The 22,276-nt window shown below is 71.1% G+C and carries 17 protein-coding genes; 10 read left to right on the top strand and 7 right to left on the bottom strand.

Translation table 11 applies throughout. The features are described from left to right. Window positions 1-177: 177 nt before the first annotated feature. Both ACFV7R_RS30550 and ACFV7R_RS30545 read left to right on the top strand, forming a co-directional pair. Window positions 178-1,632: a glyceraldehyde-3-phosphate dehydrogenase gene (locus tag ACFV7R_RS30550; RefSeq protein WP_385269171.1), complete on the top strand. Its 1,455-nt coding sequence runs from the start codon at window positions 178-180 to the stop codon at window positions 1,630-1,632. A gap of 250 nt (window positions 1,633-1,882) precedes the next feature. Then, complete coding sequence (locus ACFV7R_RS30545; protein ID WP_385269190.1) at window positions 1,883-3,874, top strand: DUF1996 domain-containing protein; 1,992 nt, start codon at window positions 1,883-1,885, stop codon at window positions 3,872-3,874. Between the two features lie 67 nt (window positions 3,875-3,941). On the opposite strand, the gene ACFV7R_RS30540 is transcribed toward ACFV7R_RS30545, so the two are convergent. Both ACFV7R_RS30540 and ACFV7R_RS30535 read right to left on the bottom strand, forming a co-directional pair. After that, window positions 3,942-4,451, bottom strand: coding sequence for a molybdenum cofactor biosysynthesis protein (locus ACFV7R_RS30540; protein WP_385269169.1), 510 nt, complete (start codon window positions 4,449-4,451; stop codon window positions 3,942-3,944). A gap of 10 nt (window positions 4,452-4,461) precedes the next feature. Then, window positions 4,462-5,187, bottom strand: coding sequence for a TetR/AcrR family transcriptional regulator (locus ACFV7R_RS30535; RefSeq protein WP_385269167.1), 726 nt, complete (start codon window positions 5,185-5,187; stop codon window positions 4,462-4,464). Between the two features lie 148 nt (window positions 5,188-5,335). On the opposite strand from ACFV7R_RS30535, the gene ACFV7R_RS30530 reads away from it, so the two are divergent. Together ACFV7R_RS30530 and pgm are read left to right on the top strand one after the other, a co-directional pair. Next, window positions 5,336-6,571 carry a saccharopine dehydrogenase family protein gene (locus tag ACFV7R_RS30530; RefSeq protein ID WP_385269165.1) on the top strand — a complete coding sequence of 412 codons (1,236 nt, stop codon included), beginning with the start codon at window positions 5,336-5,338 and terminating at the stop codon, window positions 6,569-6,571. 116 nt (window positions 6,572-6,687) lie between these two features. Next, window positions 6,688-8,328, top strand: coding sequence for a phosphoglucomutase (alpha-D-glucose-1,6-bisphosphate-dependent) (gene pgm, locus ACFV7R_RS30525; RefSeq protein WP_385269163.1), 1,641 nt, complete (start codon window positions 6,688-6,690; stop codon window positions 8,326-8,328). Between the two features lie 100 nt (window positions 8,329-8,428). Here the strand turns inward: pgm and ACFV7R_RS30520 are convergent, their stop codons facing one another. Next, window positions 8,429-9,157 (bottom strand): type 1 glutamine amidotransferase, encoded by a 729-nt coding sequence (locus ACFV7R_RS30520; protein ID WP_385269161.1) that lies wholly within the window; start codon window positions 9,155-9,157, stop codon window positions 8,429-8,431. Between the two features lie 52 nt (window positions 9,158-9,209). Then, on the bottom strand, window positions 9,210-9,872 hold the full coding sequence (locus ACFV7R_RS30515) for a DUF5701 family protein (protein ID WP_385269159.1): 663 nt from the start codon (window positions 9,870-9,872) through the stop codon (window positions 9,210-9,212). A 110-nt stretch (window positions 9,873-9,982) separates the two neighbouring features. On the opposite strand from ACFV7R_RS30515, the gene ACFV7R_RS30510 reads away from it, so the two are divergent. Next, the gene (locus ACFV7R_RS30510) at window positions 9,983-10,645 is read left to right on the top strand and encodes a TetR/AcrR family transcriptional regulator (protein ID WP_385269158.1); all 663 of its coding nucleotides are present in this window, start codon (window positions 9,983-9,985) and stop codon (window positions 10,643-10,645) included. 24 nt (window positions 10,646-10,669) lie between these two features. Here the strand turns inward: ACFV7R_RS30510 and ACFV7R_RS30505 are convergent, their stop codons facing one another. Beyond that, window positions 10,670-11,014, bottom strand: coding sequence for a hypothetical protein (locus ACFV7R_RS30505; protein WP_385269156.1), 345 nt, complete (start codon window positions 11,012-11,014; stop codon window positions 10,670-10,672). 37 nt (window positions 11,015-11,051) lie between these two features. Then, complete coding sequence (locus ACFV7R_RS30500; protein ID WP_385269154.1) at window positions 11,052-11,978, bottom strand: UTP--glucose-1-phosphate uridylyltransferase; 927 nt, start codon at window positions 11,976-11,978, stop codon at window positions 11,052-11,054. A 113-nt stretch (window positions 11,979-12,091) separates the two neighbouring features. Here ACFV7R_RS30500 and ACFV7R_RS30495 point away from each other — a divergent pair, with 113 nt between their 5' ends. The 4 genes from ACFV7R_RS30495 to ACFV7R_RS30480 all read left to right on the top strand — a co-directional run bounded on the left by ACFV7R_RS30495 (window position 12,092) and on the right by ACFV7R_RS30480 (window position 17,455). Then, the gene (locus ACFV7R_RS30495) at window positions 12,092-12,787 is read left to right on the top strand and encodes a hypothetical protein (RefSeq protein ID WP_385269152.1); all 696 of its coding nucleotides are present in this window, start codon (window positions 12,092-12,094) and stop codon (window positions 12,785-12,787) included. Window positions 12,788-13,053: 266 nt separating this feature from the next. Continuing rightward, on the top strand, window positions 13,054-13,230 hold the full coding sequence (locus ACFV7R_RS30490; protein WP_385269150.1) for a hypothetical protein: 177 nt from the start codon (window positions 13,054-13,056) through the stop codon (window positions 13,228-13,230). Window positions 13,231-13,381: 151 nt separating this feature from the next. After that, on the top strand, window positions 13,382-16,756 hold the full coding sequence (locus tag ACFV7R_RS30485; protein ID WP_385269148.1) for a pyruvate carboxylase: 3,375 nt from the start codon (window positions 13,382-13,384) through the stop codon (window positions 16,754-16,756). Window positions 16,757-16,789: 33 nt separating this feature from the next. After that, window positions 16,790-17,455, top strand: coding sequence for a class I SAM-dependent methyltransferase (locus ACFV7R_RS30480; protein WP_385269146.1), 666 nt, complete (start codon window positions 16,790-16,792; stop codon window positions 17,453-17,455). On the opposite strand, the gene ACFV7R_RS30475 is transcribed toward ACFV7R_RS30480, so the two are convergent. Beyond that, entirely contained in the window at window positions 17,452-19,518 is a 2,067-nt protein-coding gene (locus tag ACFV7R_RS30475) for a SpoIIE family protein phosphatase (RefSeq protein WP_385269144.1), read from the bottom strand. The two genes, ACFV7R_RS30480 and ACFV7R_RS30475, sit on opposite strands and share 4 nt — an antisense overlap. Window positions 19,519-19,726: 208 nt before the next feature. Here ACFV7R_RS30475 and ACFV7R_RS30470 point away from each other — a divergent pair, with 208 nt between their 5' ends. Beyond that, window positions 19,727-22,210, top strand: a complete 2,484-nt coding sequence (locus ACFV7R_RS30470) for a SpoIIE family protein phosphatase (RefSeq protein ID WP_385269142.1) — start codon at window positions 19,727-19,729, stop codon at window positions 22,208-22,210. The last annotated feature ends 66 nt before the right edge of the window (window positions 22,211-22,276 follow it).

Below are 22,276 nucleotides of genomic sequence, written 5' to 3'. Positions count from 1 at the left end.
CGTTCCCTGCGCACTCACCACAACCCGGACACTCACTCATACACGCCAGATCACACTCGTGCGCTGTTCCGCGGCAGCAGTTCACACCCCCCGAATTGTGGTGTGGCGACACCGGCTGCATGGCCCGAACAGCGAACGTCTATCATATGAGCGCCGCCTAGCTCGAAAGATGTACTTGTGACTGTCAACGAAGACTCGTTCACCAACTGGAAGCACCGCGAGGAGATCGCGGAGTCGATGATCCCGGTCATCGGGAAACTGCACCGGGAACGGGACGTCACCGTCCTGCTGCACAGCCGCTCCTTGGTGAACAAATCGGTCGTCAGCATCCTGAAGACCCATCGTTTCGCCCGGCAGATCGCCGGTGAGGAGCTCTCCGTCACCGAGACGATGCCTTTCCTGCAGGCGCTGACCGCCCTCGATCTCGGACCTTCCCAGATCGACATCGGCATGCTCGCCGCGACGTACCGGACCGACGACCGCGGTCTGTCGGTGCAGGAGTTCACCGCCGAGGCCGTGGCCGGCGCCACGGGCGCCGGCAAGATCGAGCGCCGGGAGCCGCGCGACGTCGTCCTCTACGGCTTCGGCCGCATCGGGCGGCTCCTCGCCCGCCTGCTCATCGAGAAGGCCGGCTCCGGGAACGGACTGCGACTGCGGGCCATCGTCGTCCGCAACAACGGGAGCCGGTCCGCCGAGGATCTCGTCAAGCGCGCCTCCCTGCTGCGCCGTGACTCCATCCACGGTCAGTTCCAGGGCACGATCACCGTCGACGAGGCGAACAGCAGGATCATCGCCAACGGCAACGAGATACAGGTCGTCTACTCCGACGACCCGACGACGGTGGACTACACGGCGTACGGCATCAAGGACGCCATCCTCATCGACAACACCGGCAAGTGGCGCGACCGCGAAGGCCTGTCGAAGCACCTTCGCCCCGGCATCGAGAAGGTCGTCCTGACCGCGCCGGGCAAGGGCGACGTCCCGAACATCGTCCACGGCGTCAACCACGACACCATCAAGCCGGACGAGCAGATCCTGTCCTGTGCGTCCTGCACCACCAACGCGATCGTGCCGCCGCTGAAGGCGATGGCGGACGAGTACGGCGTCCTGCGCGGCCACGTGGAGACCGTCCACTCCTTCACCAACGACCAGAATCTGCTGGACAATTACCACAAGTCCGAGCGGCGCGGCCGTTCGGCGCCGCTGAACATGGTCATCACCGAAACCGGCGCCGCCTCCGCCGTCGCCAAGGCGCTGCCCGACCTCAAGGCGAAGATCACCGGCAGCTCGATCCGCGTCCCGGTGCCCGATGTCTCGATCGCGATCCTCAACCTGCAACTCGCCCGCGAGACAACCCGCCAGGAGGTCCTCGACCACCTCCGCGATGTGTCACTGACCTCGCCGCTCAAGCGCCAGATCGACTTCATCAGCGCCCCCGACGCGGTCTCCAGCGACTTCATCGGCTCACGCCACGCCTCGATCGTCGACGCCGGTGCACTCAAGGTCGAGGGCGACAACGCGATCCTCTACCTCTGGTACGACAACGAGTTCGGCTACTCCTGCCAGGTCATCCGCGTCGTCCAGCACGTGTCCGGAGTGGAGTACCCCACCTACCCGGCCCCGCTGTACTGATCTCGGCGCCTGCTGCGTCCCTGGCGAACACCGCGGGAGGTTCGCCAGGGACGACGTCGTTCCACGGCCTGTCGGAGCCGCACACACGTGAATTCGCGATGCGGTTGAACATGTCGGCGCTCGGCTGCGTATGTCACCGGAAGGCTTCCATGACCAGGTCGGCCATCAGGCGTAGGAGTACTCCGTGGGACGCAAGACGCGCAGACGCCCCAAAGGTGCAAGACGGGCGACATTCGCAGCTGTCGCCCTGATGTTGGGCGGTGGGGGACTGGTGGTGGCGAATGTCTACGCCTCCGCCACCGACGGCGGTTCGGGGGGTGCGAACAGCACGCTCGCGAACGAAGCCGGGGCCGGGACGGCCGCCACCATCGACTGCCCGGACGTGGGCACCCGGCTGACCGAGGTTCCGGACGACGCGCGAGCGGACGTGGACAAGGAACTCGCCCTGCTGGACCAGCAGGTGACGGAGGCCTACCAGCAGCTCCAGGAGTCGGCGGGCGCCGCGCAGGACGGCGACCTCGACGCGGACGCGATCATGACGCCGCTGCAGGAGCAGCGGACCGATGCGATCGAGCGCATCGCCGCCGCCATCGACCGGACGGGCGAGCGTCCGCAGGGTCTGGAAGACCTCGCGGCCTGCACGCTGCGACCCGCGGGCGACCAGGGCGGTGACGGCGCCGACGCCGGTCAGGGCGAGAACGGCGGCTCCCAGGACGACGAGAACCAGCCAGACGAAGGCCAGACCGGAAACGGCGGTCAGGCCGGCAACGGGCCCGTCGCCGCGGACTACGCGGACATCACCACCGTGCAGCCGAACGTCCAGAAACCGACCCGGCAGAAGAGCGCGTCCCGCGGCAGCTTCACCACCAGCTGCGGCGTCAACGAACAGGGCCTGTTCAACTCCGACAACGTGATCGTCGCCCCCGGCGTCACCAACGGAGCCCACCACTTCCACGACTACATCGGCAACCAGGCCAACGACGCCTTCGCCAGCGACCAGGACCTCGCGAACGCCGAGACGAGCTGCGAGAACCCCGGCGACAAGTCGTCGTACTACTGGCCGGTGCTGCGTCTTCAGAACGGGACCGTGGAGCAGGACGCCGAGGCCCCCGGCGGCGGAATCGAGGGCAACGCCGGTGAGATCGTCACGCCCGCGCAGGTCACGCTGACGTTCGTGGGCAGCCCGGTCGGTGAGGTCACGGCCATGCCGCGACTGCTGCGCATCATCACCGGCGACGCCAAGGCGTTCGTCAACGGCCCCGCCAACGCCAACGCCTCCTGGAGCTGCACCGGTTTCGAGGACCGGCAGCTCAAGGACAAGTACCCGCTGTGCCCGTCCGGCAGTGACGTGGTGCGCACCTTCAAGTTCCAGAGCTGCTGGGACGGCCGGAACATCGACAGCGCCAACCACCGCACCCACGTGGCCTTCGCCGACGCCGCCGGTCGGTGCCCCGCCGGATTCCAGGCGATACCGCAGCTGGTGCAGCGCATCGTGTACGACGTCGACGCGCCGAGCCTGAACGACGGAGGCCGGACGACCCCGCTGTTCGCCGTGGACTCCTTCCCGGAGCAACTGCACAAGCCGGTCACGGACCACGGTGACTTCATCAACGTCTTCGACGAAGACCTGATGGGCGAGATGGTCGACTGCATCAACGGCGGCCGGCAGTGCGATTCGGGCGATGCGGAGCCGGGCTCCGGGGCCGACCCCGACGAGGGTGCGGGGGAGCAGCCCACGGCGACTCCGGAGGAGCCCCAGGACGGCAATGCCGGGGAACAGCCCGATGAGGGCAATGGCGAGGAGCAGCCGGGCGACGACGGCGCGGACCAGCCCGGCGACAACGGCGGGGAGCAGCCCGACGACGGCGCGGACCAGCCCGGCGACAAGGGCAACGAGCCGTCTGCCGAGCCCTCGAACGGCGCGGGCGACGCAGACCCGGCGCCCTCCGCTCCCACGGAAACCGTCCCCGCCAGTGGCGCACCCAACGTCTACGCCTCGCCCTCGGCCACCTCACGACCGTCCGACAGCGGGGCGCAGGACGACTCGGACGCTGCCGCCGCCGAAGTGCCGCGGGAGAAGGAGTCCGGCAGCGATCCGTCGGCCTCCGGGCAGACCGAGCCGCAGGCCGTCCAGGGCGGACTCGCCGACACCGGTGCGCGCCTGTGGCCCGCGGCGGCCGGCGCCGTCCTTCTGATCGCCGGATTCGTCCTGCTGCGTCGCACCGCGCGCCGCTCCCTGTGACGCCACCGGGCCGTCGGCCGCCCGCCCAGCGGGTGGCCGACGGCCCGGGGGAACCCTCGCCGACCCGCTACTGACCGGCGTGCGGCTCGGCGACGACACGGAACGCCGCCTCCCCGACGGCAAGGACTCCGTCGGTCAGCGGTGTGGACCGCACACCGCCCTTACCGCGCAGGGCGCGCTGCGCGCCCGGACCGATGGTGACGTCCATCCACGCGCAGGGCCGGGCCGGACGGTTCAGGACGAAGGTCACGGGGCCCGCACCGCAGTCGAGAGTGATCGTCGAGCCCACCAGGGAGTCGACGTCGACGCCTCGCAGCAGGATGTTCCGGCGTGTCTGCAGAAGACCGATGGACGGGTTGATGTCGTAGGGGAGGTTCTCGACGGCCATGATGGTCACCGCCGCGTCGCGATGGACCCGCTGCCCGAAGTAGCGGTCGCCGACCAGACCGAGGCCGGCGCGCACCTCAGCCCGATGCCGCAGCTCGTCCGCGGACCCGGCCGACGGCCCGTCCGCGGGACGCCCCGCGAAACGGTGCGCGGGCGACACCAGCAGCTGCACCACCTCGACCTTGGTCATGAGGGCCAGCCTAAGCCACCCGTCCGGGTGGCGGCTCGCCACCGCCGAGACGGGCTGCCGCGCTGTCGATCAGCATGCCGAGCGCCGCAGGGTAGGCACTGACGTTCATCTCGGCGACGAGATGGCTGGCGGCTGCGGCGATCCGAGGGTGGGTGGACTCGGGCAGCCCGGCATAGGTGGCCTGCCACACCGCCTCGTCGGCCTCCCGGGCCGCTGCCGGCAGCGCGAGCGACGCCGCGTCGAGCGCCGCGAAGGCCAGGGCCTGGTCGATGAAGCAGTGGTAGATCCGCACCGCATCGGCGACCGGGAAACCGGCACGGTGCAGCACATCGAGCACGGCCTCGTCGGCCGCGATCTCGTGGGCGCGTCCCGAGACCCGGCTGGCGGTGAGCACCGCCGCCTGCGGATGGGCGAGGTACGAGCGGTGGATGCGCAGTCCCAGCGCGCGCAGGTCGGTCTGCCAGTCACCGGTCGCCGTCCAGCCGTCGAAAGCGCGTCCGATGAGCTCGTCGCCGACAGCGAGGACGAGGTCGTCCATGCCGCGGAAGTACCGGTACAGGGTGCTGGGGTCGGCGCCGAGGGCCAGCCCGAGGCGACGCACCGTGAGTCCCTGGCTGCCGTGCTCGCGCAGCATGCGCAGCGCGGTGAGCACGATGTGGCGCTCGGAGAGCACGGCGCCCTGCTTGGTGGGCCGTCTGCGCCGTCGTTCGCTCTCCGCCACGACCCGTTTGGGCATCGCGCATTCCTCCCTGGTGGGGATGTGGTCGGGGCGTTGCCGGGGACCTTATGCCAACGCCATTGACCAGGACAACGCCGGTGGCGTTCGATCGGCGGCGACAGGGCGAACGCGTGGTTCACCCTCTTTCATGGTGAAAGGACCTGCTATGCGCATCCTCTTGGTCGGTGCGGGCGGAGTGGGCACGGCCATCACCCGCATCGCGGCCCGCCGGGACTTCTTCGAGCGGATGGTCGTCGCCGACTACGACCTCGCGCGCGCCGAGGCGGCCGTGGCCACCGCGGCCGCCGACGGCGACCGGCGCTTCACCGCCACCCGCGTCGACGCCTCCGACGAGGAGGCGGTGGCCCGGCTCCTGGCGGCCGAGCGGTGCGACGTCCTGCTGAATGCGACCGACCCCCGGTTCGTGATGCCGCTGTTCCGCGCCGCGCACACGGCCCGCGCGCACTACCTGGACATGGCGATGTCCCTGTCCCGGCCGCATCCGGACCTGCCGTACGAGCAGACCGGGACGAAGCTCGGCGACGAGCAGTTCGCCCTGGACGACCGGTGGCGTCGGAGCGGGCGGCTGGCCTTGGTGGGCATGGGCGTCGAGCCGGGCCTGTCGGACGTCTTCGCCCGGTACGCGGCCGACGAACTCTTCGACACGATCGAGGAGATCGGCGTCCGTGACGGCGCGAACCTGACGGTCGACGGGTACGACTTCGCCCCGTCGTTCAGCATCTGGACGACGATCGAGGAGTGCCTGAACCCGCCGGTCGTCCATGAAGCGGACCGCGGCTGGTTCACGACCGCACCCTTCAGCGAGCCCGAGGTCTTCGACTTCCCCGAAGGCATCGGTCCGGTGGAGTGCGTGAACGTCGAGCACGAGGAGGTGCTGCTGATCCCGCGCTGGGTGAAGGCCGGCCGGGTCACGTTCAAGTACGGGCTGGGCGAGGAGTTCATCACGGCGCTCCGCGTCCTGCACCAGATCGGTCTCGACCGTACCGACCCCGTGACGGTCACCGCGAAGGACGGCACCCGGGTCGAGGTGTCCCCGCGCGACGTGGTGGCGGCCTGCCTTCCCGACCCGGCCGGGCTCGGCGACCGGATGCACGGCAAGACGTGTGCCGGCACCTGGGTCAGGGGCACCCGCGAGGGACGACCGCGCGAGATCTACCTGTACCACGTGGTGGACAACGCCTGGTCGATGCAGGAGTACGGCTGTCAGGCGGTCGTGTGGCAGACGGCCGTCAACCCCGTGGTCGCGCTGGAACTGATCGCGAACGGCACGTGGTCGGGCGCGGGCGTGCTCGGCCCGGAGGCCTTCGCACCCCGGCCGTTCCTCGACCTCCTGACGGCGTACGGATCCCCGTGGGGTATCCGCGAGCAGCAGAGCGTGTGAGGACACCCGCGACGGCCAACCGCCTTGAACGGCAGGTGATGCACTCGCGTCCGCGCCCCGTGACAAGGAAAGATGAGGAGGCAAGCCAAGGACCGAGCAATGTGAGGAGCGGGCGTATGCAGCACGAGCGAGCGGGCAGGCCGGCCGATCCCGAGGACCTCGTCGATGTCGCCCGGCTGGTCACCGCGTACTACGCGCTGCACCCCGACCCGGGCGAGCCGGGCCAGCGCGTCGCCTTCGGCACGTCCGGACACCGCGGTTCGTCACTGGCGAGTGCGTTCAACGAGGACCACATCGCCGCGACCAGCCAGGCCATCTGCGAGTACCGCGCCCGCCAGGGCACCGACGGCCCCCTCTTCCTGGGCGCCGACACCCATGCTCTGTCGGAGCCCGCGAGGGTCACCGCCCTGGAGGTGTTCGCCGCCAACGACGTGACGGTGCTCATCGACAGCGCGGACGGCTACACGCCCACTCCCGCCGTGTCGCACGCCATTCTCACCCACAACCGTGGCCGCACCTCGGGCCTCGCGGACGGGGTGGTGGTCACCCCCTCGCACAACCCGCCCGCCGACGGCGGCTTCAAGTACAACCCGCCGAGCGGCGGCCCGGCAGCCTCGGACGCGACCTCCTGGATCCAGGACCGGGCCAACCAGATCATCGCGGGCGGTCTCAAGGACGTACGGCGCCTTCCCTACGCCCGGGCGCTCGCCGCACCCGGCACCGGGCGGTACGACTTCCTGGGGACCTACGTCACCGACCTCCCGAGCGTGCTGGACCTGGACGCCGTCCGCGCGGCCGGCGTGCGCATCGGCGCCGACCCGCTCGGTGGGGCGTCCGTCGCCTACTGGGGGCGCATCGCCGAACAGCACCGGCTCGACCTGACCGTGGTCAACCCGCTCACCGACCCCACCTGGCGCTTCATGACGCTGGACTGGGACGGCAAGATCCGCATGGACTGCTCGTCGCCCTACGCCATGGCCTCGCTCATCGACCGGCGTGACCGCTTCCGGATCGCCACGGGCAACGACGCCGACGCCGACCGGCACGGCATCGTCACCCCGGACGCGGGCCTGATGAACCCCAACCACTATCTCGCCGCGGCCATCGCCTATCTCTACGCCCACCGTGACCAGTGGCCGGCCGGTGCGGGCATCGGCAAGACCCTGGTGTCGTCCGCGATGATCGACCGGGTCGCCGCCGATCTGGGCCGTCAACTGGTGGAGGTTCCCGTGGGGTTCAAGTGGTTCGTGGACGGGCTGGTCGACGGCTCGCTCGGGTTCGGCGGTGAGGAGTCGGCCGGCGCGTCCTTCCTGCGCCGGGACGGCTCCGTGTGGACCACCGACAAGGACGGCATCATCCTCGCGCTGCTCGCATCCGAGATCACCGCGGTCACCGACAGGACCCCCTCCGAGCACTACGCGGGGATGACCGCGCGCTTCGGCGAACCCGCGTACGCGCGCATCGACGCCCCTGCCTCCCGCGAGGAGAAGGCCCTGCTCGCCAAGTTGTCGCCCGCTCAGGTCAGCGCGGACACCCTGGCCGGCGAGGCGGTCACCGCGGTGCTCACCGACGCTCCCGGCAACGGTGCGCCCATCGGCGGCATCAAGGTGACCACCGCCAACGCATGGTTCGCGGCGCGTCCTTCGGGGACCGAGGACGTCTACAAGATCTACGCGGAGTCGTTCCTCGGGCCCGACCACCTGCGTCAGGTGCAGGAGGAGGCCAAGTCCGTGGTCCTGGCGGCACTGGGCAGCTGACGCGGCGATCGGGATTCGCGTCGGGGCGGGCGTCGTTGTCGCAGCGGCGGCGCCCCGCCTTGCTCGGGCCACCTCGATGCCGGCCGGCTCCGCGTTCCGCTCAGGTACGCGCACGGACAACGGCGGCGAAGTTGGCCGTCAGGCGCCGGGCGGCCCGGGCCGAGTCCGCCTCCGCTGTCTCCGCGCGGGCGCGCAGCATCTCCAGGTCGAGCCCGGCGTCGGCCAGGGCCGCCTCGTCCCACCCCGCGAGGCGGTCCGCACCGACCTCGGGATGGAACTGCACACCCCAGGCGCGCTCACCGACCCGGAACGCCTGCACCGGGCACTGCTCGTTCTCGGCCAGATGAACTGCCCCGGGTGGCAGTGCGGTTACCTGGTCACGGTGGTTCTGGATCGCCGGGAACCTCGGTGGCATCCCGGCCAGGAGCGGATCGTGCCCGGCCTCGGGGCGCAGCACGATCGTGCACGATCCCCGCTCGGGCCGACCGTACTCGCCCGTCACCTCGCCGCCCGTCGCCACGGCCAGCACCTGGGCGCCGAGGCAGATCCCGAGCAAGGGCACGCCATTGTCGGCGCATTGACGTGCGAGAGCCCGCTCGGCGGGCAACCAGGGGGCGTGCAGGTCGGCGTCGGGCAGGAAACCGCCGCCGAGCAGCACCACAGCGTCGAAGCCGGCCGAAGTGGTCGGCACCGCCGGGCCGGACACCTCGTCGACGGTCAGCCCCTCCGCGTGCAGCCACGCCCGCAGTCGTCCGGGACCACTGCGCTCCGCGTTGCGCACCATCAGCACCCTGCGGGCGTCCCGGCCGGTGTTCGCCGCTTCTGTCACGAGGCCCACACCATCAGGAGGCGGTGCCGGGACGCAAACCTGCCGGTGGTGGTCAGATGTCGCCGGCGACCCGGGTACCGGCCGAGGCCATGCCCAGCCAGGTGTGTGGGTTTCCCTCCCAGCACCAGCCGAGTTTCGGCGCCTTCTGGCTGATCCAGATCGCCGGGACCCTGCGGTCGCCGCATCGTGAACCACCGAGGGAGAAGCACTTGTTCTTGACCAGTACCTGCGGGAAGTGGGTCACGAGAGCGATGCCCTCCTCGATGGTGAGCAGCGTGCGACCCCGCTCGGCGATGACCTTCATCGCGTCGTGGGGTACGGCGCCGCAGAACTCCTCGCCGCGTTCGATGTCGAACAGCAGGTAGGCGTCCGGGTGCGGAAGTCCGGCCTCCTCGGTGGCGACGAACCGCTCCAGGGAGCCGGGCTCGAAGGAGCGGTCGACGAAGCCGGGCGTGCGCCCGCGGTGCAGCGTCGTGCGCGGCATCGTGTCCTCGATCGGCGCCACGTTCCGGGTGACGACGAGCACGAAGGGCACGCGGCCGCTCTCCGGTTCGTACGGGCCGATGGGAGCCGTCGCGGCACGGGCGCGCAGCGGGGCGACCAGCGCGCCCAACCGGTCCGGGCCGAGTCCGGACAGCGCCGGATACCCCAGCTCCGTGAGGTTACGGACCTGACGGTCGAACTCGGCTTCACCGTCGAAGGCGGTGTCGGTCAAGGCGGCCCCTTTCGGAGGCGAACACGACGGAAAACTTACAACGGACGTAAACTTATGCTCGAAGCACACAGGGTGTCAACGTAAAAATACGACGGGGGTAATATTCCGCCATGGGTATCGAGTCGAGCACCACGACCGCCGCCTCCGCGGCGGCCATCGGCCTGCGCGAGGCCAAGAAGCGCGAGACGCGGCAGCTGATCTCCGACCGGGCGACCGAGCTCTTCATCACGCAGGGCTTCGAGCGGACCACCATCGCCGAGATCGCCGACGCCGCCCGCGTCGCCAAGAAGACCGTGACGAACTACTTTCCCCGCAAGGAAGACCTGGCCTTCGACCACCAGGACGAGTTCGTGGCCGGTCCGGCACGCACCGTGGCCGCCCGCGAAGCCGGCGAATCCGCCCTCGCGGCACTGCGCAGCTCGTTCCTGTCGGCGGTCAGGGCACAGGACCCGGTCGCCGGCTTCGCGGGCCCGGAGTTCACCCGCATGATCGCGGAGAGCCCCACCCTCACCACCTGCCTGCGCGGCCTGCACGATCAGCGTGAGGACGCCCTGGCCGCCGCCCTCGCCGAAGCCACCGGCGCGGACCCCGGCGACATCACCCCACGCACGGCCGCGTCCCTGCTCGGCGGCGTCCACCGCGTCCTGTTCGGCCGTATCCAGGAACTCACCCTCGCCGGGCACACCAACTCCGAGACCGCCTCCGTTCTCTTGCAGGAGGCCACGGAGGCGTTCACCCTCCTCGAACCGGCTCTGTCCGACTACGCCCGATGAACGCGCGGGGCCGCCGCCGGCCGCTCAGCCCTCCGTGCCGGAGAACCTCTCCGCGAGGTCGCGATGCCTGTCCGCGGCCGTTCTCGCCTGGGCAGGGCTGATGGCCGATCCCGGCATGCGGCCCAAACGCTCGACGTTCTCCGCGAAGCGCAGGTGCTCGAGCCGTGCGTGCTCACGGCAGGCCAGGCAGGTGACGCGATCCGGACGCGGAGAGGTCATCGCATACGGCACCCGCAGCCCGCACCCCGTAGTGACATGGCCCGGCAGATCACCGGCCAGCCCGAAGGTGGACGCCATCAGGTTGCGGACGGCCGCATCGCCCTGCACCACCTTCGACTCCACGTGAACGTGCGGATCGAACCCGCCCATCAGTCCTCCCCTCCCGGCGACTGAAACGACCGGCAGGTCAGTTGCCGGTGTCGTCGGCGGTGTCCGGGCGGGCGGCGTCGAGTTCGTCGACCAGACCGCGCAGCAGGGGGCCGTACTCGGGGTGGGCGAGGGCGAAGGCCATCTGGGCGACGAGATAGTCGGCCGGGTTGCCGGTGTCGTACCAACGGCCCTGGATGACCTGCCCGTACACCGCGCGGGTGGAGGCGTAGGCGTTGATGGCGTCGGTGAGGTAGATCTCGCCGGTCCGGTGCTCGTACCAGCGGCGGGTCTGCTCGCGCAGCTCGTCGACGATGCCCGGCGTGATCACGTAGCCGCCGATGGCCGCGTACGGGGACGGCGCATCCTGCGGTTTCGGCTTCTCGACCAGGCCGGTGATGCGCAGCTGGCCGTCGCCGAGGTCCTCCTTGACGAGGGGCACGCCGTAGCGCTGGGAGTGGGCGGGGTCCATCGGCAGCAGGGCCAGTACCGGGCAGCCGGTCTGCTCGTAGGCGCGGATCAGCTGCTGGGCGCGGGGGACCTCGGCCACGAACACGTCGTCGGGCCACAGCACCAGCACGGGCTCGTCGCCGAAGGAGCGGGCGGCGTTCAGCACCGGGGTGCCGTTGCCGTACGGGCCGTACTGGTCGAGGTAGGTGATGTGCCCCTTGCGGGCCAGCTCCGCCACTTCCTCCACCGCGTCCGCGTACGCCGTCTTGCCGTCCTTGCGCAGCTGGGCGACGAGAGCGGGGTTGGGGCGGAAGTGGTCCTGGATGAGGCTCTTGCCGCCGGAGACGACGATGGTGATGTCGGTGATGCCGGAGTCCACCAGCTCGCGCACGGTGTGCTCGATGACCGGTTTGTCGCCGACCGGAAGCATCTCCTTCGGTGTCGCCTTGGTCAGGGGCAGGAGACGGGAGCCGAGCCCGGCGGCGGGGATCACGGCCCTGCGGATCCTCGGGGACATGGAATCTCCCTCGGTCGAACGGCACACCGCACCGGCCGGCACGGCATACGCCGACGCTACCAATGCCCGCCGCCGCTCTCGTTCGGGCACATGCCTGTGCTGCACTGTGATCCATGGACGCGCGGGTGGTCGGAGTCGATGTCGGTTCGGTGTCGCTGGGCAGGTTCGCCTGGGCCGCCGTCGACGCACCGTTGCCGGCGCTTGTCGGACAGGGAACCGACCCGGAAGCAGCGGTCCGTGCCCTGACCGCCGCCCTCGTCTCCGGCCGGCCTGCGGCGCTGGCGCTGGAGGCACCCATGTCCGTACCGGTTCCGGACGCCGACCGGGCCGACGCATGGCAGGCGCTGGGCCGGGCCCGCGGCGGTGAGGGGAACCGGCCGTGGTCGGCAGGGGCCGGCGCGGGGGTCCTTGCCACCGGCCTGGCCCAGGCCGCGTGGATGCTGGCGAGGCTGGCACTCCTGGCTCCCGGTACGGCGGTGACCACCCAGCCCGACCGGTGGGCGGCCGCGCACGGTCCGCGGCTGCTCCTCGCCGAGGCGCTGGTGTCGGGCGTCGGCAAACCCGTGCCCAGTGCCGCCGGACCGCACGCGGCCGACGCGGAGGCGGCGGCCCGCGCTCTGGCCGAGCGTCTCCAGGCCTCCGCCGCCCCCGAGTCCGACGTGCGGTGCGCCCCGCACCGTCCGTTCAACCTGCTCGCCTCCGCGGCGATGTGGGCGGGCCTGGACCTCGGCAGGGACGAGCTCCACCTGGACGTCCTCGTCGTCCGCGCCCGCCCCGTACCCCTCAGGCCCGACGCCTCCCGTGGGTAGGTCGGGGCGGACGGCAGCTTCGACTCGGGGAGGGGCTGCGCCGGACACACCAGGAGCTGGACGGTGCGCAGCTGCGCGAGCTGAGCCGCCCCGGAGCCCCCGCCTGCCGCCCGGCGTGAGCGTGCAGGAGCGGACGAACGGCGGCGCAGGCCCGGCAGGAAGCCGCGGCGGCGGAACGGGAGCTGCGGGCTGCCGAGAAGGACGCGGCAGCGGCCGGCCACGCGGCGAACGAGGCCACGAGCCGGGCGGACCACGCCCGGCAGCGCGTGAGCGAGCTCGCCGAGGAGCCGGAACGCGCCGGGGAGGAGCACCGGCAGGCCCGTGCCGCCGAGCGCCGGGCGCATGAACGAGTGCGGTTCGTCGAGCGCCGGGTCCGTGAGGCCGGACGCCGAGCCGAAGCAGCCGCCGGCCAGGTCGAACGGCTCACCCCACAGCACCGGTGACCGACGCGTCGCACGCCACGCCGGACCGAGAGCGCAGCAGCACGTCGGCAGCGAAGGCGTCGCCGCACGCGGAGTGGCCCGGCTCACATGGCGCGGCGGAGGCGTCGCCGACACCATAGAGCGCGTCACCGGCAGGCTGAAGGGATCACGCATGTTCCGCAAGGTGCTGGTCGCGAACCGCGGTGAGATCGCGATTCGTGCGTTCCGTGCCGGCTATGAGCTGGGCGCGCGAACCGTCGCCGTCTTCCCGCACGAGGATCGCAACTCGCTGCATCGGCTGAAGGCCGACGAGGCGTACGAGATCGGTGAGCCGGGACATCCGGTGCGGGCCTATCTCTCCGTCGAGGAGATCGTGCGTGCGGCACGCCGGGCGGGAGCGGACGCCGTGTACCCGGGCTACGGGTTCCTGTCGGAGAACCCGGACCTGGCGCGGGCCTGCGAGGAGGCCGGCATCACCTTCGTCGGCCCGAGCGCGGCGACCCTCGAACTGACCGGGAACAAGGCACGCGCGGTGGCCGCCGCCCGCGAGGCCGGCGTACCGGTGCTGGGCTCCTCGGCGCCCTCCACCGACGTGGACGAACTGGTCCGGGCCGCCGAGGGCATCGGCTTCCCGGTGTTCGTCAAGGCGGTCGCCGGGGGAGGCGGGCGCGGCATGCGGCGCGTCGAGGACCCCGCCCTGCTGCGCGAGTCCATCGAGGCGGCGGCGCGTGAGGCGGCGTCCGCGTTCGGCGACCCGACCGTCTTCCTGGAGAAGGCCGTCGTCGATCCGCGCCACATCGAGGTGCAGATCCTCGCCGACGGGGACGGCAACGTCATCCACCTGTTCGAGCGTGACTGCTCGGTGCAGCGCCGCCACCAGAAGGTGATCGAGCTGGCGCCCGCACCGAACCTCGACCCCGCGCTGCGCGAGCGGATCTGCGCCGACGCCGTGACGTTCGCCCGGCAGATCGGCTACCGCAACGCCGGCACCGTGGAGTTCCTGCTCGACCCCGACGGGAACCACGTCTTCATCGAGATGAACCCGCGCATCCAGGTCGAGCACACGGTGACCGAGGAGGTCACCGACGTCGACCTCGTGCAGGCACAGCTGCGGATCGCCGCCGGCGAGACGCTGGCCGACCTCGGCCTCGCGCAGGAGACCGTCACCCTGCGGGGTGCCGCACTGCAGTGCCGTATCACCACCGAGGACCCGGCCAACGGGTTCCGCCCCGACACCGGCCGGATCAGCGCCTACCGCTCGCCCGGCGGCGCGGGCATCCGGCTGGACGGCGGCACCACCCACGCCGGTACGGAGATCAGCGCGCACTTCGACTCCATGCTGGTCAAGCTCACCTGCCGGGGCCGGGACTTCGGCACGGCGATCGGGCGCGCCCGGCGTGCCGTCGCCGAGTTCCGCATCCGCGGTGTGGCCACGAACATCCCGTTCCTGCAGGCCGTGCTGGACGACCCGGACTTCCGGGCCGGACAGGTCACCACCTCGTTCATCGAGCAGCGGCCGCACCTGCTCACCGCACGCCACTCCGCCGACCGCGGCACGAAGCTGCTCACCTACCTCGCCGACGTCACGGTGAACAAGCCCCACGGCGAGCGGCCCGAGGTGATCGACCCGGCCACCAAGGTGCCGCCCCTGCCCGGGATCGAACCGCCGGCCGGGTCGCGGCAGCGGCTCGTCGAGCTCGGTCCGGAAGGTTTCGCCGGGTGGCTGCGCACCTCGCCGACGATCGGTGTCACCGACACCACCTTCCGCGACGCCCACCAGTCGCTGCTGGCCACCCGGGTCCGTACCAAGGACATGCTCGCCGTGGCCCCGGTGGTGGCCCGCACCCTGCCGCAGCTGCTGTCCCTGGAGTGCTGGGGCGGCGCCACCTACGACGTCGCGTTGCGCTTCCTCGCCGAGGACCCGTGGGAGCGGCTGGCCGCACTGCGCGAGGCCGTTCCGAACATCTGCCTGCAGATGCTGCTGCGCGGCCGCAACACCGTCGGCTACACGCCGTACCCGACCGAGGTGACCGACGCCTTCGTGCAGGAGGCCGCGACCACCGGCGTCGACATCTTCCGCATCTTCGACGCCCTCAACGACGTCGAGCAGATGCGGCCCGCCATCGACGCCGTGCGGGAGACCGGAACGGCCGTCGCAGAGGTCGCCCTGTGCTACACCTCCGACCTGTCCGACCCGTCCGAGCGGCTGTACACGCTGGACTACTACCTCCGCCTGGCCGAGCAGATCGTGGCCGCCGGCGCCCACGTCCTGGCCGTCAAGGACATGGCGGGCCTGCTGCGCGCCCCGGCCGCCGCGACCCTCGTGGCGGCGCTGCGCCGGGAGTTCGACCTGCCGGTTCACCTCCACACCCACGACACGGCGGGCGGCCAGCTCGCCACCTACCTCGCGGCGATCCAGGCGGGCGCGGACGCGGTGGACGGTGCGGTGGCGTCCATGGCGGGCACCACCTCGCAGCCGTCGCTGTCGGCGCTGGTGGCTGCGACCGACCACTCCGAGCGGCCCACCGGACTGGACCTGCAGGCCGTCGGCGACCTGGAACCGTACTGGGAGAGCGTCCGCAAGATCTACGCACCCTTCGAGGCGGGCCTGGCCTCGCCGACCGGGCGCGTCTACCACCACGAGATCCCCGGCGGCCAGCTCTCCAACCTGCGCACCCAGGCGATCGCGCTGGGCCTCGGCGACCGCTTCGAGGAGATCGAGGCGATGTACGCCGCCGCCGACCGGATGCTGGGCCGGCTGGTGAAGGTCACCCCCTCGTCGAAGGTGGTCGGGGACCTCGCGCTCCATCTGGTGGGCGCCGGGGTGACGCCGGAGGACTTCGAGGCGGCACCGAACAGGTTCGACATCCCCGACTCCGTCATCGGCTTCCTGCGCGGCGAGTTGGGCAACCCGCCCGGCGGATGGCCGGAGCCGTTCCGCACCAGGGCGCTGGAGGGCCGCCCCGATCCCAGGCCCGCGCAGGACCTGTCCGCGGAGGACCGTACGGGGCTGGCGAAGGACCGGCGGGCGACGCTCAACCGGCTGCTGTTCCCCGGGCCGACGCGCGAGTACGAGACACACCGTCAGACGTACGGCGACACCAGCGTCCTCGACAGCAAGCACTTCTTCTACGGGCTGCGGCCCGGCAAGGAGTACGCCGTCGACCTCGAACCCGGCGTACGCCTCCTGATCGAGCTGGAGGCCGTCGGCGAGGCGGACGAACGCGGGATGCGCACCGTGATGTCCAACCTGAACGGCCAGTTGCGGCCGATCCAGGTACGCGATGCCGCCGTGGCCGCCGACATCCCGGCGACCGAGAAGGCCGACCGCGCCAACCCCGGCCATGTCGCCGCGCCGTTCGCCGGAGTGGTGACGCTCGCGGTCGCCGAGGGCGACGAGGTGGCGGCCGGTGCCACGGTGGCGACCATCGAGGCGATGAAGATGGAAGCCGCGATCACCGCCCCGAAGGCCGGCAGGGTGGCCAGGCTGGCCATCAACCCGATCCAGCAGGTGGAGGGCGGTGACCTCCTCGTCGAGCTCGTGTGAGGCGGCGGACGCAGAGAGGCAAAGGGGAACGCAGTGGCCAAGGAGCAGGATCTCGCCGAGGGGCAGCACCGGCACTGGCAGCACACCTATGCCGCGCACCCGGGGATGTACGGCGGGCAGCCCTCCGCACCGGCCGTCCACGCCGCCGAGGTCTTCCGCAGGGCCGGGGCGCAGCATGTGCTGGAACTCGGCGCCGGGCACGGCCGCGACACCCTGTACTTCGTCCGCGAAGGCTTCACCGTCCAGGCCACCGACTTCAGCGCCACCGGCCTGCAGCAGCTGCGGGACGCCGCCCGCGCCCAGCAGGTGGCCGAGCGCATCACCACCGCGGAGCACGACGTGCGCGAGCCACTGCCGCTGCCGGACGCCTCCGTGGACGCGGTCTTCGCGCACATGCTGCTGTGCATGGCTCTGTCCACCGAGGAGATCCACGCCCTGGTCGATGAGGTCCGGCGGGTCCTGCGGCCGGGCGGCGTCTTCGTCTACACCGTGCGGCACACCGGCGACGCACACTACGGAGCCGGCACCGCGCACGGTGACGACATCTACGAGCACGGCGGCTTCGCCGTGCACTTCTTCCCCCGCGAACTGGTCGACGCCCTCGCGCACGGCTGGACGCTCGACGAGGTCCACTCCTTCGAGGAAGGCGATCTGCCCCGCCGCCTGTGGCGCGTGACCCAGACTCTGCCCCGTAGCTAAAGAGCCCGCGCGACGAGCAGGGCGACGTCGTCGTGGTCGTCGGGGTGGCGCAGGCCGTACAGCAGGAGGTCGCAGATCTCCTCGAGGGGCCGGTCGGGTTCGTCGAGGAAGCTCAGGAGGACGTTCAGACGGTCGTCGATCGCGTGGTGCCGGGTCTCGACGAGGCCGTCGGTGTAGAGGACCAGCAGATCGCCGGGGCCGAGCTCGGTCGCGGTGGTCTCGAACGGGACGCCGCCGACACCGAGCGGGGCTCCGGACGGCAGCTCCAGCAGTGCGGCGTCCCGGCCGGGGCGGGCCAGCGCGGGCGGCATGTGCCCCGCGTTGGCGATCCGGCACTGCCTCGTGCGGGGGTCGTACACGGCGTACAGGCAGGTGACGATGTAGTGCTCCAGCTCGCAGGTGATCTTGTCCAGGTGCTGGAGTACGGCGCCGGGTTCCAGGTCGAGGTCCGCATAGGCGCAGGTGGCGGTGCGCAGCCGGCCCATGGTGGCGGCGGCGTCGATGCCGTTGCCCATGACGTCGCCGACGACCAGGGCGGTCTTGTCGTCCTCCAGGCCGATGACGTCGTACCAGTCGCCGCCGACTTCGGTGGTGGCCTGGGCGGGCTGATAGCGGGAGGCGAGTTCCAGACCGGTGTGGTGCGGCGGGTGGTCGGGCAACAGGCTGCGCTGGAGGGTGAGGGCGGTGTTGCGCACGCTCTGGAACCAGCGGGCGTTGTCGATGGCGACGGCGGCGCGGCTGGCCAGCTCACAGGCCAGGATGACATCGTCCTCGTCGAAGGGGAGCGGATTGCGGGTGCGCTTGAGGTCGAGGGCGCCGAGCACCTCGCCGTGGGCGATCAACGGCGCGGCGAGGTAGGAGTGGACGCCGGCGCGGGCCAGGAGCGTGGTGGCTTCGGCGTCGCGGGCGATCCGCGGCAGATCCTGTTCGCCGACGTGGCGCACCAGGACCGGCCGGCCGGTGTGGACGCACAGGGTGACCAGGCGGTCACCGTCGTAGGCGATGAGGTCACCGGGAGGGTCGGCGGCGCCCAGCGCCACGGTGGGATGAGCCGACTTCAGGGCGAGGGCACGGAAGAACTCCGGGCCGTTGTCCGGCCTGGCCTTGCGGCGACAGGCGAGGGCGGAGTCGAGGATGTCCACGGTGACCACGTCGGCGAGCGCGGTGCTGGCGATGTCGGCCAGTTCGCGGGCGGTCTCCTCCACCTCCAGCGTGGTGCCGACGCGCGCGGAGGCGTCGGCGATGAGGGCCAGGCGGCGCCGGGCCCGGTCGGCCTCGGCGGCCGCGCGGTGCCGTTCGGTGACGTCGACGACCGAGGTCGCCGCGCCCAGCACCCGCCCGCCGGGGTCCTCCAGCCGGTAGAACGACAGGGACCAGGCGTGCTCGTGGTCGGGATCGCTCCGGGGGCGGCCCACGTGGTACTGGTCGAGCAGCGGGGTGCCGGTGGTGAGCACCTGACGCAGTGCGGACTCGATGGTGTCGATGTCCGGCAGGGGGAGTGTCTCCCGCAGATGACGGCCGACGTGGTCCTCGGCGGGGATGCCGTCGATGCGCTCCAGCGCCGGATTGACCAGGAGATACCGCAGGTCCGGGTCCATGAGGGCCAGACCGATCGGAGACTGGTTGATCAGCCGCTCGCACAGGGCCAGATCGGTCTCGACGCGCTGGAGCAGGCTGTGGTCGGCCGCGATGCCCAGCGCGTAGACATCTCCGACATCGTCCAGCAGCCGCATGTTGCGGAACTCCGTCAGGCGGGTGCTGCCGTCCTTGTGCCGGATCGGGAAGGAGCCTGCCCAGCTCCGGCCCGTCTTCAGCACCTCTTCGAACAGCTTCACCACGGACTGGAGATGCTCGGGGTGGACGAACAGCCGCGCCGCGTACGTGCCGAGAGCCTCTTCCGACGTGTAGCCGAAGAGTTCCTCGGCCTGCGGGGTCCAGAACACGATGCGCCCGTCGACGTCGAGGACCACCGCAGCCACGCTCAGCACATCCAGCAGGCCGGTCGGCCGGGGCTGCTCGGGGCCGTACCCGTCACTGCGGGACTGGAAGGATTCGGCTTTCATCCCTGATCCTCCTCCGTCGGCCGACAGGACGCGCGTGCCTCTGTCGGCGTCGCCGCGCATCTGGCTCTGATACCCGGACTTCCCTGCTGCCTTCGGCCCACACGCGTCGGCGATCAGCACATCCGGAAGGCCGGTCCGGCCATCAGCCGCCGGGATCGTGCACATCGGGCGGACAAGCAGGACCATAGTCATGAAGAGGATGGGGCCAATGGATTCTGTGCGAAAAGGTTCCGATGTGCGCACGTCCGCAGGGCCGCGCGAGCTGTTCGACGCGTCCACCGACGCGGCAGCGGTGGTCTCCGCCGACGGCATCGTGGTCGGCTGGACCCGGGGCGCCGAAGAACTCCTCGGCTACCCGGCGCCCGAGGTGGTCGGCGGCTCCGCCGCGCGGCTGCTGGCGGTGCCCGGGGACCCGGTACGTGTGACCGGCGTCGCCGAGCGGTGTCGCACCGGAATGGGGTGGAGCGGTCTCCTCCCCGTACGACGCCGCGACGGCGGCCGTATCGAGGTCGACCTGCGGGTCTCGGCATCCTTCCGCATCGGCGGCGACGAGTGCTTTCTGATCTCGGCACGGGAGCAGAAGCCGCAGTGGACGATGGGCGAGTCCGTCCTCGACGGATTCCTCACCCGCTCGCCGGTCGGCATGGCGGTGATGGACACGCAGCTGCGCTACGTGTGGCTGAACGACACCCTGGAACGCTTCGGCGGTGTGCCCCGTGAGCAGCGACTCGGGCGTCGCCTGAGCGAGCTGCTGCCCGGGCTGCAGGCGGACACCCTCGAGGGACTGATGCGCAAGGTGCTGGCGACCGGCGTCCCGGTGACCGACTACGAGTACGTGGGATGGAGCTGGGCCGACCCACACCGCCAGCACGCCTACTCCACGTCCTTCTTCCCGCTCGTGGACGCCGACGGCTCCGTGACCGGGGTCTGTTACATGGTCCTGGACGTCACCGAGCGGTGGAACGCCCGCCAGCTGTTGTCGCTGGTCAACGAAGCCGGGACCAGCATCGGCAGGACCCTCGACGTGATGCGGACGGCTCAGGAGCTGGCCGACTTCGTGGTTCCCCGCTTCGCGGACTTCGTCGTCGTCGATCTCCTGGAGCCCGTCCTGAGCACCGAGGGGCACGGCGCGTGGCTGACCGATGCGGGGCCCGCACCGGCAAAGCCGGTGATGCGCCGTGCCGGGATGAGTTCGGTGCGGGAGGGCTGTCCGGAGGCCGTGGCGCGGGTCGGGGACCGAGTCGACTTCCTCCCCCCGCCGCACGACGTGAATCTGCTGATCAGCGGTGAGCCGATCCTCATCCCGGTCCTCGACCCGTCCGACGCCCTGTGGGTTGCCGAACAGCCCGCGAGGACGGCCAGCATCCGCGAGTTCGGGCTGCACTCCCTGATCTCCGTGCCGATGCGGGCGCGGAACACCGTCCTGGGCCTCACCACGTTCGTACGGTCGCTCAATCCCGTCTCGTTCCAGCCCGACGACGTCCTGCTGGCCGGTGAGCTGGTGGCACGGGCGGCGCTGTGCGTGGACAACGCCCGTCGCTACACCCGGGAGCACACGGCAGCGGTCACTCTCCAGCGCAGCCTGCTGCCGCAGGCCCTGTCGGGCGGCACAGCGCTGGAGGTGGCCTCCTGCTATCTGCCGGCGGGTCCGACGGGCGGGGTCGGTGGCGACTGGTTCGACGTGATCCCGCTGTCCGGTGCCCGGGTGGGCCTCGTCGTCGGCGACGTGGTCGGACACGGCATCCCCGCCGCGGCGGCCATGGGCCGGCTGCGGACCGCGGTGCAGACCCTCGCCGACATGGAGATGCCTCCGGACGAACTGCTGGCTCACCTGGACGACCTCGTGCTCCGGCTCAGTGAGGAGAGGACCGACGGGGAGGCGGACAACCAGAGCGCGACCGTTTTCCTCGGAGCAACCTGCCTGTACGCCGTCTACGATCCCGTCACGAGGCGCTGCACGATGGCCCGGGCCGGGCATCCGCCACCTGTCGTGGTCGCACCCGACGGGCACGTCTCCTTCCCGGAGCTCCGCGCGGGTCCTCCGCTGGGGCTGGGCGGGATGGCGTTCGAGACCACCGAGATCGAGCTCGCCGAGAACAGTCTGCTCGGTCTCTTCACCGACGGTCTCGTCCTCTTCACCGACGGCCTCGTCGAGGGAGCCGACCGCGACATGGAACTGGGCATGTCCCGGCTCGGCGCCGTGCTCGCCCAGCCGGATCCCCACCTCGGAACGCTGTGCTCGTCCGCGGTGCAGCAGCTCGTGCCCGTTTCCCAGCCCGACGATGTCGCCCTCCTCCTGGCGCGCACACACGCGCTGGGGGCCGACCAGGTCGCCTCGTGGGACGTGCCGGTGAACCCGGCCGCCGTCGCTGACGTCCGCGCCCGCGCGACCCGCCGGGTGGAAGCCTGGGGCCTGGGGGAGCTGGCCATGACGACGGAGCTCATCGTCAGCGAGCTGGTCACCAACGCGATTCGCTATGCCGCACCGCCCATACGCCTGCGGCTGCTCCGCGACTCCCGCCTGACCTGCGAGGTCGCCGACGCCAGCAGCACCGCCCCACGGCTGCGGCACGCCCGCAGCACGGACGAGGGCGGCCGCGGCCTGTTTCTGGTGGCCCAGCTCGCCCATCGCTGGGGTGCCCGGTTCTCGGCCGGCGGAAAGATCATCTGGGCGGAACAGGAGATCCCGTGAGGGTGCTGAGGTTGCCGTCACGTGTCCTGCACCACGACCGCTGTCATGGGTGAGGAATATGCTCGA

The organism is Streptomyces sp. NPDC059866 (assembly GCF_042731325.1).
GTDB lineage: Bacteria > Actinomycetota > Actinomycetes > Streptomycetales > Streptomycetaceae > Streptomyces > Streptomyces flavusporus.
Note: the sequence above shows the minus strand (reverse complement) of the source record. Positions and strands in the feature narration are given on the sequence as shown.

Coding starts and splice junctions, on each gene's coding strand:
- ACFV7R_RS30545 (WP_385269190.1), top strand. CDS start 1,883: ATGTTGGGCGGTGGGGGACTGGTGGTGGCGAATGTCTACGCCTCCGCC.
- ACFV7R_RS30540 (WP_385269169.1), bottom strand. CDS start 4,451: ATGACCAAGGTCGAGGTGGTGCAGCTGCTGGTGTCGCCCGCGCACCGT.
- ACFV7R_RS30535 (WP_385269167.1), bottom strand. CDS start 5,187: ATGCCCAAACGGGTCGTGGCGGAGAGCGAACGACGGCGCAGACGGCCC.
- ACFV7R_RS30530 (WP_385269165.1), top strand. CDS start 5,336: ATGCGCATCCTCTTGGTCGGTGCGGGCGGAGTGGGCACGGCCATCACC.
- pgm (WP_385269163.1), top strand. CDS start 6,688: ATGCAGCACGAGCGAGCGGGCAGGCCGGCCGATCCCGAGGACCTCGTC.
- ACFV7R_RS30510 (WP_385269158.1), top strand. CDS start 9,983: ATGGGTATCGAGTCGAGCACCACGACCGCCGCCTCCGCGGCGGCCATC.
- ACFV7R_RS30505 (WP_385269156.1), bottom strand. CDS start 11,014: ATGGGCGGGTTCGATCCGCACGTTCACGTGGAGTCGAAGGTGGTGCAG.
- ACFV7R_RS30500 (WP_385269154.1), bottom strand. CDS start 11,978: ATGTCCCCGAGGATCCGCAGGGCCGTGATCCCCGCCGCCGGGCTCGGC.
- ACFV7R_RS30495 (WP_385269152.1), top strand. CDS start 12,092: ATGGACGCGCGGGTGGTCGGAGTCGATGTCGGTTCGGTGTCGCTGGGC.
- ACFV7R_RS30485 (WP_385269148.1), top strand. CDS start 13,382: ATGTTCCGCAAGGTGCTGGTCGCGAACCGCGGTGAGATCGCGATTCGT.
- ACFV7R_RS30475 (WP_385269144.1), bottom strand. CDS start 19,518: ATGAAAGCCGAATCCTTCCAGTCCCGCAGTGACGGGTACGGCCCCGAG.
- ACFV7R_RS30470 (WP_385269142.1), top strand. CDS start 19,727: ATGGATTCTGTGCGAAAAGGTTCCGATGTGCGCACGTCCGCAGGGCCG.